This is a genomic window from Streptomyces sp. NBC_00459, assembly GCF_036013955.1.
Lineage (GTDB): Bacteria > Actinomycetota > Actinomycetes > Streptomycetales > Streptomycetaceae > Streptomyces.
Genome location: NZ_CP107903.1, coordinates 3822367 through 3835198, shown reverse-complemented (window position 1 = coordinate 3835198; position 12832 = coordinate 3822367). Strand labels below are relative to the sequence as shown.

General features: G+C 70.8%; 12 protein-coding genes. 10 read left to right on the top strand and 2 right to left on the bottom strand.

The window, feature by feature from the left end; genetic code table 11:
- Positions 1–118: 118 nt before the first annotated feature.
- Both OHN74_RS16670 and OHN74_RS16665 read right to left on the bottom strand, forming a co-directional pair.
- Positions 119–1489 carry a sensor histidine kinase gene (locus OHN74_RS16670; RefSeq protein ID WP_327695320.1) on the bottom strand — a complete coding sequence of 457 codons (1371 nt, stop codon included), beginning with the start codon at positions 1487–1489 and terminating at the stop codon, positions 119–121.
- A 158-nt stretch (positions 1490–1647) separates the two neighbouring features.
- A complete protein-coding gene (locus OHN74_RS16665) occupies positions 1648–2853 on the bottom strand; it encodes a sensor histidine kinase (protein ID WP_327695319.1) in 1206 nt (401 codons plus the stop codon).
- Between the two features lie 198 nt (positions 2854–3051).
- Here OHN74_RS16665 and OHN74_RS16660 point away from each other — a divergent pair, with 198 nt between their 5' ends.
- Genes OHN74_RS16660 through OHN74_RS16615 form a run of 10 tightly spaced genes read left to right on the top strand, consistent with a single transcriptional unit; the run spans position 3052 to position 12781 of the window.
- Positions 3052–3465, top strand: a complete 414-nt coding sequence (locus OHN74_RS16660; protein WP_327695318.1) for an NADH-quinone oxidoreductase subunit A — start codon at positions 3052–3054, stop codon at positions 3463–3465.
- The gene (locus OHN74_RS16655) at positions 3456–4091 is read left to right on the top strand and encodes an NADH-quinone oxidoreductase subunit B (RefSeq protein WP_327695317.1); all 636 of its coding nucleotides are present in this window, start codon (positions 3456–3458) and stop codon (positions 4089–4091) included. Before OHN74_RS16660 ends, OHN74_RS16655 begins: the two co-directional genes overlap by 10 nt.
- Positions 4088–5077 carry an NADH-quinone oxidoreductase subunit C gene (locus tag OHN74_RS16650; RefSeq protein WP_327695316.1) on the top strand — a complete coding sequence of 330 codons (990 nt, stop codon included), beginning with the start codon at positions 4088–4090 and terminating at the stop codon, positions 5075–5077. Before OHN74_RS16655 ends, OHN74_RS16650 begins: the two co-directional genes overlap by 4 nt.
- Positions 5074–6042, top strand: a complete 969-nt coding sequence (locus tag OHN74_RS16645) for a complex I subunit 1/NuoH family protein (protein WP_327695315.1) — start codon at positions 5074–5076, stop codon at positions 6040–6042. Before OHN74_RS16650 ends, OHN74_RS16645 begins: the two co-directional genes overlap by 4 nt.
- Before the next feature lie 2 nt (positions 6043–6044).
- The gene (locus tag OHN74_RS16640) at positions 6045–6641 is read left to right on the top strand and encodes a NuoI/complex I 23 kDa subunit family protein (protein WP_327695314.1); all 597 of its coding nucleotides are present in this window, start codon (positions 6045–6047) and stop codon (positions 6639–6641) included.
- Entirely contained in the window at positions 6638–7312 is a 675-nt protein-coding gene (locus OHN74_RS16635) for an NADH-quinone oxidoreductase subunit J family protein (RefSeq protein WP_327695313.1), read from the top strand. Before OHN74_RS16640 ends, OHN74_RS16635 begins: the two co-directional genes overlap by 4 nt.
- The gene (gene nuoK, locus OHN74_RS16630) at positions 7312–7686 is read left to right on the top strand and encodes an NADH-quinone oxidoreductase subunit NuoK (protein ID WP_327695312.1); all 375 of its coding nucleotides are present in this window, start codon (positions 7312–7314) and stop codon (positions 7684–7686) included. Before OHN74_RS16635 ends, nuoK begins: the two co-directional genes overlap by 1 nt.
- Positions 7683–9677, top strand: coding sequence for an NADH-quinone oxidoreductase subunit 5 family protein (locus tag OHN74_RS16625; RefSeq protein ID WP_327695311.1), 1995 nt, complete (start codon positions 7683–7685; stop codon positions 9675–9677). Before nuoK ends, OHN74_RS16625 begins: the two co-directional genes overlap by 4 nt.
- 6 nt (positions 9678–9683) lie before the next feature.
- A complete protein-coding gene (locus tag OHN74_RS16620; RefSeq protein ID WP_327695310.1) occupies positions 9684–11261 on the top strand; it encodes an NADH-quinone oxidoreductase subunit M in 1578 nt (525 codons plus the stop codon).
- Complete coding sequence (locus OHN74_RS16615; RefSeq protein WP_327695309.1) at positions 11258–12781, top strand: NADH-quinone oxidoreductase subunit N; 1524 nt, start codon at positions 11258–11260, stop codon at positions 12779–12781. The genes OHN74_RS16620 and OHN74_RS16615 overlap by 4 nt, the downstream gene beginning before the upstream one ends.
- The last annotated feature ends 51 nt before the right edge of the window (positions 12782–12832 follow it).

Genomic DNA, 12832 nt, shown 5'->3' with positions numbered 1-12832 from the left:
GCCTGTCCGGCGTCTGAGGACGAGCGCCTTCAGCGCGAAGGGGGTCCGGGGCACAGCCCCAGGAACGGGATGGGGCGGGTAAGGGCGGCGGGGGCGAAAAACCCGCCCCCCACCAACCTCACCCCCGCCAAGGCAACTCCGCGGTCACCCGAGTGGGCCCACCCGCCGGAGAGTCCACCACCAGAATCCCGTCCACCGCATCGAGCCGCCCCGCCAGCCCCGCCAACCCGGACCCGCCGGAGGCATCCGCACCCCCCACCCCGTCATCCACCACCTGCAGCATCAGCCGGTTCTCCACCCGCCACACATCCACCGACGCCCCCGTCGCCCGCGCATGCTTGCTGATGTTCTGCAGCAGCTCCGACACCGTGAAGTAGGCGATCCCCTCGATCGCAGCGGCCGGCCGCTCCACCAGATCCACCTCCACCCGCACCGGCACCACACACCGGGAGGCCACCGAGGACAGCGCCGCGTCCAGCCCCCGGTCCGTCAGCACCGCCGGATGAATCCCCCGCGCCAGGTCCCGCAGCTCCTGCAACGCCGTCTTCACCTCGCCGTGCGCCTCGTCCACCATCCGCGCCGCGGCCTGCGGATCCTCCGTGAGCTTCTCCTTCGCGAGCCCCAGATCCATGGCCAGCGCCACCAGCCGAGCCTGCGCACCGTCATGCAGATCCCGTTCGATACGGCGCAGATCGGCAGCGGCGGTGTCGACGACGACCCCCCGGTCGGACTCCAGCTCGACGACGCGCGTCGCCAGCCGCGTCGGCCCGAGCAGCCCCTTCACCATCACCCGGTCCACGAGGGTCAGTGCCCGCACGATCCAGGGCGTTGCCATGGTGAACAACAGCCCAACCAGCGCGGTCACCGTGATCTCGAACGGGTTGTCGAGATAGATGCTGTGGGTCTCGTCGCCGTACAGCTGAAGACCGTCCTGTCCGCCGTACATCGGGAAGAGCCAGAACCACACCGGATACGTGAGCAGCGCCCATCCGTACACCCAGAAGATCACCGAGACCAGGAAGGAGAACATCGCCCATGGCAGATGCAGCACCGAATACAGCAGATGCCGCCACGAGGTCCCGCTCTTGAGCACGGCCCCCATCCAGGCCACCGCTCCGGGCTTGCGTCCCCGCGCCGGCTCCGGTTCGGCCACGTCGAGCCCGAGCAGCCCGCGCGCCATCTTCCGCTCCAGCACACCGAACCCCCGGCACCCCGCCAGGCCCACGGCCAGCACCGGAATCCCGAGGAAGGTGATGAGGAGGAGCGAGCCGGTGAAGGCCAGGGTGACGGCGTACGAGAACACCAGCACGCCGACCGGCAGGCTCAGCAGCACATACGCGAACTCACGCAGGCTGCGCGCCTCGACGGGCGCCCGCAACACGGCCGGCAACCGATGCCGCCGTTCTCCGGCGCCCCCGCCGGCCGTCCCGTGGAATCCGGCCCCGGGGCCGCCCTGCTGCCCGTACCCCTGTCCGTACTCCATGGCCATCGGTCCAGTCCGTTTCTACTAGTCGGCTCGCCGGCCAGACAGCTCGTTCGTCTGCCTGTCTGCTCGCCGGTGTCCTGCTCGTCTGTCTTCAGCCTGCTCGCACCGAGCGCCACGGACCATGGAGCACGTAGGCGTCTTCCCCCGGGGGTTTTCCCTACCTACGCCTCGACCCGTTCCCGCCAGGGCAGTTCGGCCGTGACCGTCGTGGGGCCGCCCTCGGGCGAGTCGATGACGAACAGCCCGTCCACCGCGCCCAGCCGGTCCGCGAGCCCCGCCATCCCCGTACCGCCGTCGAGCCGCGCGCCGCCGCGCCCGTCGTCCCAGACCTGGATCAGCAGCCTGTCCTCGGTGCGCCAGACGTCGACGGAGGCGTTCCGTGCCCCGCTGTGCTTGCTGATGTTCTGGAGCAGCTCGGAGACCGTGAAGTAGGCGATGCCCTCGATGGCGGCGGCAGGCCTGGCCGGCAGGTCGGCGCTCACCTTCACCGGCACGGTGCACCGCGAGGCCACCGAGGACAGCGCCGCGTCCAGCCCCCGGTCGGTCAGCACGGCCGGATGGATCCCGCGCGCCAGGTCGCGCAGCTCCTGAAGCGCGAGCTTCACCTCGCCGTGCGCCTCGTCGACCATCGCCGCCACCTGCTCGTCGGCCTGGCCCTCCAGCAGCTTCTCCTTGGCCAGCCCGAGCCCCATCGCGAGGTTCACCAGCCGGGCCTGCGCCCCGTCGTGCAGATCACGCTCGATACGCCGCAGATCGGCGGCGGCCGTGTCGACCACGACCCCCCGGTCGGACTCCAGTTCGGCGATACGGCGTTCCAGCTCGTCGGAGGGCGACAGCAGCCCGCGCACCATCGCCCGGTCCACGTTCGTGAGCGCCCGTGCCAGGAACGGCAGTACGGGCCACAGCACGAAGAGCGACACGAGCGTGAGCGTGAAGGTGAGGATGCCCCAGGGCAGCCGGATGAAGTCGTACAGGATGGTGCGCCAGCCGACCGGGTCCTTCAGTGCCAGCATCATCTGCCCGAAGACCCCGAGCTCCCGGCCGCCCCGACCGCCACCCAGAGGCAGTGGACTCGGCTCGTCCACCCGCACCCCGAGGAGCACCCTGGCCCGCGCCCGCTCGAACCTGCCCAGCAGGCGCGCGCCCATCAGCCCGGCGGCGAGCATCGGAAGACCGACGACCGTGAGCGTGAGGAAGGCACCCGTGCTCACCACGGTCACCACATACACGAAACCGAACAGCGCCATCGGCAGGTTGGCCAGGAGGTGGGCGATCTCCTTCCAGGTGTGCGGTTCGAGGGCGAAACGGACAGGGGGCAGTCGGTCGCCCTCAGGTTCCGCGCTGGCGGCGGTGATACGTGCGGTCATGCCCGCCAGCCTGCCCGCCGCCGCGCCCCGGCGCCATGAGGCGGACCGCCCGGCGACCCGGGGGAAAACCCCACCTTGCACACCACTTGCGCACCAGTCGGGCATGGCCATGCGTGACGGGCTGCTTACGGTCTCTTTAGCAGGCCCTAGACTCCCGTCCGTACGGATCTCCGACAGGCCGAGGAGCGAGGGACGGACATGCCGGTACCGACCGCCGTAGCCACGACAGAGCACATCGCAGCGTCGGAGTACTTCCAGTCCTACTCCGTCGTCGGACTGCTCGCCGCCGTCGGCGTGCTCTTCGTCGCGGTCGCCTTCGGGGCCGGGCGCCTGCTGCGCCCCGTGGTCCCGACCCCCGAGAAGCTCCTGACGTACGAGTGCGGTGTCGACCCCGTAGGCGAGGGCTGGGCCCACACCCAGGTCCGCTACTACGTCTACGCCTTCCTCTACGTCATCTTCGCCGTCGACTCGATCTTCCTGTTCCCCTGGGCGACCGTCTTCGCGGCCCCCGGCTACGGCGCGGCCACTCTCGTCGAGATGTTCGTCTTCCTCGGCTTCCTGGCCGTGGGCCTGCTCTACGCATACAAGAAGGGCGTCCTGACATGGACGTGACGCCAGAAACGAATGCTCCGGCCCCTGTGCCCGTTCCGGCGCCGGTGCTGCTGCCGGAGCCGAAACGCCTGGGCGCCCTCGCCCGCCTGGCCCCCGAGCCGATGAAGGTGGTCCTGAACTGGGGCCGCCGCTACTCGCTCTGGGTCTTCAACTTCGGCCTCGCCTGCTGCGCGATCGAGTTCATCGCCGCGTCCATGGCCCGCCACGACTTCATCCGCCTGGGTGTGATCCCCTTCGCCCCCGGGCCGCGCCAGGCCGACCTGATGGTGGTCTCGGGCACGGTCACGGACAAGATGGCCCCGGCGGTACGGCGCCTGTACGAACAGATGCCCGAGCCGAAGTACGTCATCTCCTTCGGCGCGTGCAGCAACTGCGGCGGCCCGTACTGGGACTCCTACTCCGTGACGAAGGGCGTCGACCAGATCATCCCGGTCGACGTCTACGTCCCCGGCTGCCCGCCCCGCCCCGAGGCGCTGCTCCAGGGCATCCTCAAACTCCAGGAGAAGATCGCCCGGGAGTCCCTGGGCGAGCGGTACGCGTCCGGCGCGGCGACCCGCCCGACCCCGGCCGCACTCCAGAGCCCCCTGGTGCAGCCGCCGACCACGGGGGAGGGAACCGGAAGATGACGACAACCGGCTGGCTGCCCGCCCCCACCGAGGAACTCTTCGGTACGGAGGCCACGGCCGAGGAGTCGTACGACGTCCTGACCGTCGACGTACCCCCGACGTCCTGGACCGCCGCGCTGGAGACAGCGCGCGACCGCCTCTCCTGCACCTACTTCGACTGGCTCAGCGCGGTCGACGAACCGGGCACGGGCTTCCGCGTCGCCGCCCACGTGGTCGCCCTCTCCCCGGTCCGCCGCCTCCTCGTACGGACGACGGTCCCGCACGAGTCCCCCGTGCTCCCCTCCCTCGTGGACGTCTACGCGGGCGCCGCCTGGCACGAGCGCGAGACGCACGAGATGTTCGGCGTACGTTTCGAGGGCCACCCCGGACTGGACCACCTCCTCCTGCCGGAGACCTTCGAGGGCTACCCCCTCCGCAAGGACTTCGTGCTGGCGGCCCGCGTCGCCAAGGCCTGGCCGGGCGCGAAGGAACCGGGGGAGTCGGAACACGGCGGGCCCAAGCGCCGCCAGATGCTCCCGCCCGGTGTCCCCGACCCCAACGAATGGGGCCCCCTGAAGGGCCAGCTCCCTCCGGCCCCGGCCCGCCCGGCCCGCGCCGCCGCAGGCCGCGCGACAGGCGACCGCCCGGTACGCCGCGCCCGCACGGCATCGGACGGCTCGGCAAGCCAGGCCCCGGCAGGCGAGACCCCGGCGCCGGAGGGCACCCCGACGGAGGTCTCACCGACCCCGCCGACCGCGACGGCTGCACCCCGCCGAGCGCGCAGCGCGAGTCAGGGCTCGGCATCGCAGCAACCGCAGCCGCCGGCGACCGGGGCCCCCGAGTCACCATCCACGGCGGACGCCCCCTGGCACCACGCCCGCCCAGCCTTCGACGAACCCACGAGGGCCCCTGAGGCGACCGAGGACCCCGCTCCCGAGAACTCGGCCCCCGAGAATCCCGCCCCCGGCAACCCCGTGCCCGACACCCCCTCAGGAGGCTCGCAGTGAACGACGCGCTCGACGTCGCCCTGCGACTTCTGATCGTCTTCGTCGTCTTCCTCACCTTCCCCCTGATCGTCGGTCAGGCCGAGCACAAGGTGATGGCCCACATGCAGGGCCGCCTCGGCCCGATGTACGCCGGCGGCTTCCACGGTTGGGCCCAACTCGTCGCGGACGGCGTCAAGTTCGTGCAGAAGGAAGACATCGTCCCGGCCGGCGCCGACCGCCGTATCTTCCAGCTCGCCCCCGCTGTTGCCCTCCTCCCGTACCTCCTCGTCCTCCTCGCCATCCCGATCGGCCCGGGCGAGGGCGCCGTCGGCGAGGTCGTCGACGCGGGCATCTTCTTCGTCCTCGCCGTCATGGGCGTCGGCGTCCTCGGCTCGCTCATGGCCGGCTGGGCGTCGGCCAACAAGTTCTCCCTCCTCGGCGGTCTGCGCACCGCCGCGCAACTCCTCGCCTACGAACTCCCGATGCTCCTCACCGCCGCCTCGGTCGCGATGGCCGCGGGAACGGTCTCGCTCCCCGGCATCCTCGACGCCTTCGAGTGGTGGTGGCTGCCCTGGCAGATCGTCGGCGCGATCGTCTTCTTCGTGGCCGGCCTCGCCGAACTCCAACGGCCCCCCTTCGACATGCCGGTGGCCGACTCGGAGATCATCTTCGGCGCCTACACCGAGTACACCGGTCTCCGCTTCGCCCTCTTCCTCCTCGCCGAGTACGCCGGGATCGTCGTCCTGTGCGGCCTGACCACCGTCCTCTTCCTGGGCGGCTGGCACGGCCCCTGGTCCGCCGACGGCCTCGGCTGGGTCTGGACCCTCCTGAAGACGGCAGTGCTGGCCTTCGTCGTGATCTGGCTGCGCGTCACCTACCCCCGCCTGCGCGAGGACCAGCTCCAGAAGCTCTCCTGGACCGTCCTCGTCCCCCTCTCCCTCGCCCAGATCGCCCTCACCGGCATCGTGAAGGTGGTGATCCAGTAACCATGGCTCCGATTCTCGGCAGTGGCCTGGCCAAGGGCCTGGCCGTCACCCTCCGCACGATGACGAAGAAGACCGTCACCGCGCAGTACCCGGACGCCCAGCCCGACCTTCCGCCCCGCTCCCGCGGAGTCATCGGCCTCTTCGAGGAGAACTGCACGGTCTGCATGCTGTGCGCCCGCGAGTGCCCGGACTGGTGCATCTACATCGACTCCCACAAGGAGACGGTCCCGGCCGCCGCCCCCGGTGGCCGGGAGCGCAGCCGCAACGTCCTCGACCGCTTCGCCATCGACTTCTCCCTCTGCATGTACTGCGGTATCTGCATCGAGGTGTGCCCCTTCGACGCACTCTTCTGGTCCCCGGAGTTCGAGTACGCCGAGACCGACATCCACGAACTCACCCATGAACGCGACAAGCTCCGCGAGTGGATGTGGACGGTCCCGGCCCCGCCCGCCCTCGACCCCGCCGCCGAGGAACCGAAGGAGATCGCCGCCGCCCGCAAGACGGCGGAGAAACTGGCGGCCACGCAGGCCACGCAGGCGGAGACGAACGGGCCGAACGAGCCCACCCTGTCCACCGAGCCGCAGGAGGGAACGTCGTGAGCCTCGCCACCGCAAGCCACGGCTTCCTCTCCCCGACCGGTGTCGAGATCGCCTTCCTCCTCGTCGGCCTCGTCACCTTCGGCGCCGCGCTCGTCACCGTCACCACCCGGCAACTGGTGCACGCCGCCCTGTGGCTGGTGGTGACCCTCGGCGGCCTCGCCGTCGAATACCTCCTCCTCACGGCCGAGTTCATCGCCTGGGTACAGGTCCTCATCTATGTCGGTTCCGTCGTCGTCCTCCTCCTCTTCGGTCTGATGCTCACCAGGGCCCCCATCGGCCGCTCCCCGGACGCCGACTCCGGCAACCGCTGGGCCGCCCTCGCCGTGGCCCTCGCCTCGGCCGCCGCCCTGGTCTGGGTCGTCGTCGACGCCTTCCGCACGACCTGGATCGACCTGGACGGCGCCGCCGCGGGCTCCACCGCCGTCACCGGCGCGAGCCTCTTCCAGAACTGGGTCCTCCCCTTCGAGGCCCTCTCCGTACTTCTCCTCGCGGCCCTGGTCGGGGCGATCGTCCTGTCCCGCAAGACGAAGGCGGAGTCGAGCTCTCCCCCTCTGAACTCCCGAGCCGCGACCGGTAGTTCCCCCTCTGTCCCAGATTCCCGTAATCACCCGATCGGGCGAAATGGGTCGGTCAAGGGAACCGAGTCGACCGAGCAGGACGGTGCCCGCTGATGCACCTCGCCTATCCCGCCGTACTCTCCGCCCTCCTCTTCTGCACCGGCCTCTACGGCGTCCTGGCCCGCCGCAACGCGATCCTGGTCCTGATGTCCGTCGAGCTGATGCTCAACGCCGTCAACCTCAACCTCGTCGCCTTCGACGTCTGGCTCAGCAGGACCACCCGCGAGACCCTGCACTCCGGCCAGGCCCTCACCCTGTTCACCATCGCCATCGCCGCCGCCGAGATCGGCATCGGCCTGGCGATCGTCCTCGCCGTCCACCGCAACCGCGGCACCGCGGACATCGACAAGCTCCGCGACACCGCCGAGCCGCACGGCCCCGACGAAGCCACCCTCACGGAAGACGAGAAGGATGAGGCCACCGCGTGACCACGACCACCCTCGCCGTCCTCGTCCCCCTCCTCCCGTTCCTCGGCGCCGCGGCCGGCCTGCTCCTGGGCCGCACGGCCCCCGGCTTCGTACGCCCCCTCGCCGTACTGCCGCCCCTCACGGCGCTCGCCCTCGCCGTGGTCGTCGCGGTACGCCAGGGCGGCGACCGGGCCGTCGACGCCGCCACCGAGCTCACACCCACCGGCTCGGTCCCCGTCGAACTCGCCCTGCACATCGACGGCTTCGCCGCCCTCGTCGCCGTCCTGGTCGGCCTGGTCGCGACCTGCGTGCAGATCTACTCGACGGCCTATCTGCGCGACGACCCGCGCTACCCCTCGTACGCCGCTCTCGTCTCCCTCTTCACCTCCGCGATGCTGCTCGTCGTCTACTCCGGCGACCTGATGGTGCTGCTGGTCGGCTGGGAGATCATGGGCATCTGCTCGTACTTCCTGGTCGGCCACTACTGGGAGACCCCGGAAGCCCGGGCCGCCTCCCTCAAGGCCTTCCTCGTCACCAAGCTCGGTGATGTCCCCTTCCTGATCGGCCTGTTCGCGCTCGCCACCGACGCCGGGTCCTTCCGGATCACGAAGATCCTCGGCACCGTCGCGACCGGCGGACTCGACCACCCGACACTCATCGCCCTGCTGCTCCTGGCCGGTGTGGCGGGCAAGTCGGCGCAGTTCCCGCTGCACACCTGGCTCCCCGACGCGATGGCGGGCCCCACGCCCGTCTCCGCGCTGATCCACGCCGCGACGATGGTCGCCGCCGGTGTCTACTTCATCGCCCGGCTCCTCCCCGTCTTCGCGGCCTCCGCGGCCGCACTGGTCGTCCTCGCCGTCATGGCCGCCGTCACGATGGCCGGCTCCGCCCTCGCCGCCCTCGCCCAGGACGACATCAAGCGCGTCCTCGCCTACTCGACGATCGGCCAGCTCGGCTACATGACCGGCGCCCTCGCCGTCGGCGACCGCGGTGCCGCCGTCTTCCACCTCCTCACCCACGGCGCCTTCAAGGCGCTGCTCTTCCTCGCGGCTGGCGTGATCATCCACGCCTCAGGCACCAACTCGCTGGCCGCCATGTCCCGCATGGGCAACCTGCGCACCCGCATCCCCGACGCCTACTGGACGATGACCGTGGCGCTCCTCGCGCTCGCCGCGATCCCGCCCTTCAGCGGCTTCTTCTCCAAGGAGTCCGTCCTCGGCGCCGCCGAACACGTCACCTCCGGCCACGCCGAGGGCATCCCCGGCGCCGCCGGCTGGATCGTCCTCGTCGCCGGCCTCGCCTCGGCCCTGCTCACCGCCGCCTACGCGACCCGCCTTTGGCTGCTCGCCTTCCGGGGCCGGGGCGCCGAGGCCCCCGACCACGGCAGGCAGCCCGTCGCGATGACCACCGTGCTCTGGGTGCTCGCGATCCCCTCCCTCGCCCTCGGCGGGCTCGCGTACGGCAGGCTGCCCGACTGGTTCGACGGACACGACCTGACCCCGACCCTCACCACCTCGGTCCTCGGCACGGGAATGGCCCTCGTCGGCGGTCTCGTCACCTATGGAACCTGGCGCCAGCTCACCGCCCTGGCGGCCCGCGTACCCATGGGCGCGGTCGCGGCCCACCCTGACGCGGACGGCGGTCTCGTCGAGGCCGAGGCCATCGCCACCCACACCCCCGCCTACGGAGACATGGCCACCGCACCCGACCCGGCGGACCCCGGACGCCTTCTGCTCGGCCCGCTGCACCGCCACGCGGCCGTCGGCTTCCATCTGGACGCCCTGTACACGGCGCTGCTCGTCCGCCCGGTCCAGGCCGCCGCGACCGTCGTCCGGTTCCTCGACCGAGAGGTCGTCGACACCTACGTACGCGGTGCGAGTGCCCTGCCCCGCCTGCTGGGTACCGCCGTACGGCGCGCACAGACCGGCAACGTCCAGACCTATGTGAGCGCGCTGCTCGCCGGCACCGTCGTCCTGGTGGTCGCCGTCCTCCTCGTCGCCACGGGAGCGTGAGCAGGCGTGATCGATATCAACGAGTCAGTGATGCAGTTCCTTCTGGCATTCCTCGTCGTGGGGCCGCTGATCGGCGCCGTCGCCGCTCTTCTGCCGGCCCCGCCCGGACTGAAGGGGAAGTCGCCCGAGCAGGCCGTGCTGCGGCACGGTGTCACCGTCACCGGTGCGGTGCTCATCGCCGCGATCGCCCTCGCGCTCGGCGTCGACCACGACCACCCGTCGAAGATGCAGGCCACGACCGACATCAGCTGGATCCCCGCACTCGACGTGCGGATCCACCTCGGCGTCGACGGCATTTCCCTCCCCCTTCTGGTCCTGAGCGCGCTGCTGACCTTCCTCTGCGCGCTCTACTCCTACTTCAAGCTGCCCGCCGGCCCCTCCCCGAAGGCCTTCGTCGCACTCCTCCTCGTCCTGGAGTCCGGCACCCTCGCGACCTTCGCCGTCCTCGACCTGCTGCTGTTCTTCCTCGCCTTCGAGATGGTGCTCATCCCGATGTACTTCCTCATCGCCCGCTGGGGCGGTGAGCAACGGACCCGAGCGGCCTGGAAGTTCATCCTCTACACCCTGCTCGGATCCGTGGTCATGCTGCTGGGCCTGCTCCAGATCGGGATCAAAGCGGGCACGTTCGACATCATGGCACTCACCACTGACAACGGCTCTGGACTGAGCACATCCGTGCAGGTCACGGCCGCTTTGGCGATCGGGATCGGGCTCGCGGTCAAGACGCCGATGTGGCCGCTGCACAGCTGGCTGCCCGACGCCCACACCGCCGCCCCGACCGTCGGCTCGGTCCTGCTGGCGGGCGTCCTGCTCAAGATGGGCACGTACGGGTTCGTACGCATCCTGCTGCCGATCACGCCTGACGGATTCCGGACGTTCGCGCCCTACCTCGCCGCGTTCGCCGTCGTCGGGATCATCTACGGTTCCCTGGCCTGTCTGGCCCTCGCCCGGCAGGGCGCGAAGGGCGATCTCAAGCGGCTCATCGCCTACTCCTCCGTCGGCCACATGGGCTTCGTGCTGCTCGGTATCTCGACCATGACGCCGACCGGCGTGAACGGCGCGCTCTTCGCCAACATCGCCCACGGCCTCATCACCGGCCTCCTCTTCTTCCTGGTCGGTGCGCTGAAGGACCGCACGGGCACCACCGACCTCGACACCCTCGCCGAGGAGACAGGCGCCGCCCTCTACGGCCGGGCCCCGCGCCTCGGCGGCCTCGTGGCCTTCGCCGCCGTCGCCTCGCTAGGACTGCCCGGTCTCGCCGGGTTCTGGGGCGAGATGCTGGCCCTGTTCGGCGCGTTCGACCCCGCCGACGACCTCAGTCGCCCCGCTTTCCTCACCTACACGGCGATCGCCGCGTTCGGCACCCTGCTCACCGCCGCGTACATGCTCATCGTCGTACGCCGCGTCTGCATGGGCGCCGCCCCGCAGCCGGACGCCCCCCAGCTCGCCGACGTACAGACGTACGAACTCGCCGCCTGGGCCCCGCTCGTCGCCCTCACCGTCGTCGCCGGACTCTGGCCGAAGGCCCTCCTCGGCCTGACCGACCCGGCCGTGCAGCAGCTCCTCTCAGGAGGCCCCCGATGAGCTCCCCGGCTCAGTCCGCGGCTCAGTCCGTCGTCCAGTCGGTCGACTGGCTCGCCATCGCGCCGCCCACCGTCGCGGCCCTCGTGGGGCTTGCCGTACTGGTCGGCGACCTGTTCATCGGCGACAACAGGAAGGCAGTCCTCGGCTGGACCTCGGTCGCCGGCCTCGCCGCGTCCGCCCTCCTTCTGCTGCCCCTCCTGGACGGCGACCGCTCCACCTTCTGCCTCAACGGCAGCACCGACGTCTGCAGTTACACGGCGGACCGCTTCACCCTCGTCATCCAGTTCCTGGTGCTCGGCGGCGCGTTGCTCGCCGCCCTCCTCTCGGTCACCGCCCTCAAGGACGCAGACCGGGGACTCCCCGAAGGGGAGTACTGGTTCCTGCTGCTGTCCTCCGCCGCCGGGGCGGCCCTTCTGCCCGCCTCCCGCGACCTCGCGACCCTGATCGTCGCCCTGGAGGTCGCCTCCCTGCCCGCCTTCGCCCTTGTCGGCATCCGGCACGGCGACCGGAAGTCCTCCGAGGCGGCCCTCAAGTTCTTCCTGTCCTCCGTGACGGCGACCGCGGTCAGCCTCATGGGCATCAGCTTCGTGTACGCGTCCACGGGCACCCTCTACCTCACCGAGATCGCCGACCGGATCCAGCACGTCGACCCACAGCTCCACACCCTCGCCCAGGCAGGCGTCGTCCTCACCCTCATCGGCTTCGCCTTCAAAACGGCAGCCGTGCCCTTCCACTTCTGGGTACCCGACACCTACGTGGGCGCGCCCCTGCCGATCGCCGCCTATCTGTCGGTCGTCGGCAAGGCCGTCGGCTTCTCCGGCCTGATCCTCGTCACCGTCGTCGCCTTCCCGTCGTACGCCGACGTCTGGGGCCCGGCACTGGCCGCCCTGGCCGCGCTCACCATGACCGTCGGCAACGTCGGCGCCCTGCGCCAGCAGGCCACGCGCGCGTACAGCGCGGTACGCCTGCTCGCCTGGTCCTCCGTCGGCCAGGCCGGCTACCTCCTCGTACCGATCGCCGCCGCCGCGTACTCCGACGACGCCCAGAAGGCGATCGGCTCCACCGTCGCGTACGCCCTCATGTACGCCGCCGTGAACCTCGGCGCCTTCGCGGTGGCGGCTCTGGTGGCCCGTACGAAGCCCCTGAACCGCGTCAGCGACTACCGGGGCCTGTACGCCACCCGCCCCCTGGCAGCGCTGGTCCTGGGCTTCTTCCTGCTGTGCCTCGCCGGACTGCCGCCGGGCATCATCGGCCTCTTCGCGAAGGTCACCGTCTTCTCCGCGGCCGTCGACGCCGGACTCGGCTGGCTGGCCGTGATCATGGCCGTCAACGTGGTGATCGCCCTCTTCTACTACCTCCAGTGGACGGCCCTGCTCTTCCGCGCCCCCGAGGGCACCGACGAACGCCACCGCGCCCCGGCCCCCCTGACAGCCGCCATCGCGCTGACCGCCGTCCTGGCCATCGCCCTCTCCGGCGCACCCCAGCTGGTACTGCGCTTCGCCGACACCGGCCTCTTCTGACCCCCGCCTCCCGGCACGCGCGCGTGGACCTCACCCGGACGGCTCACGCGT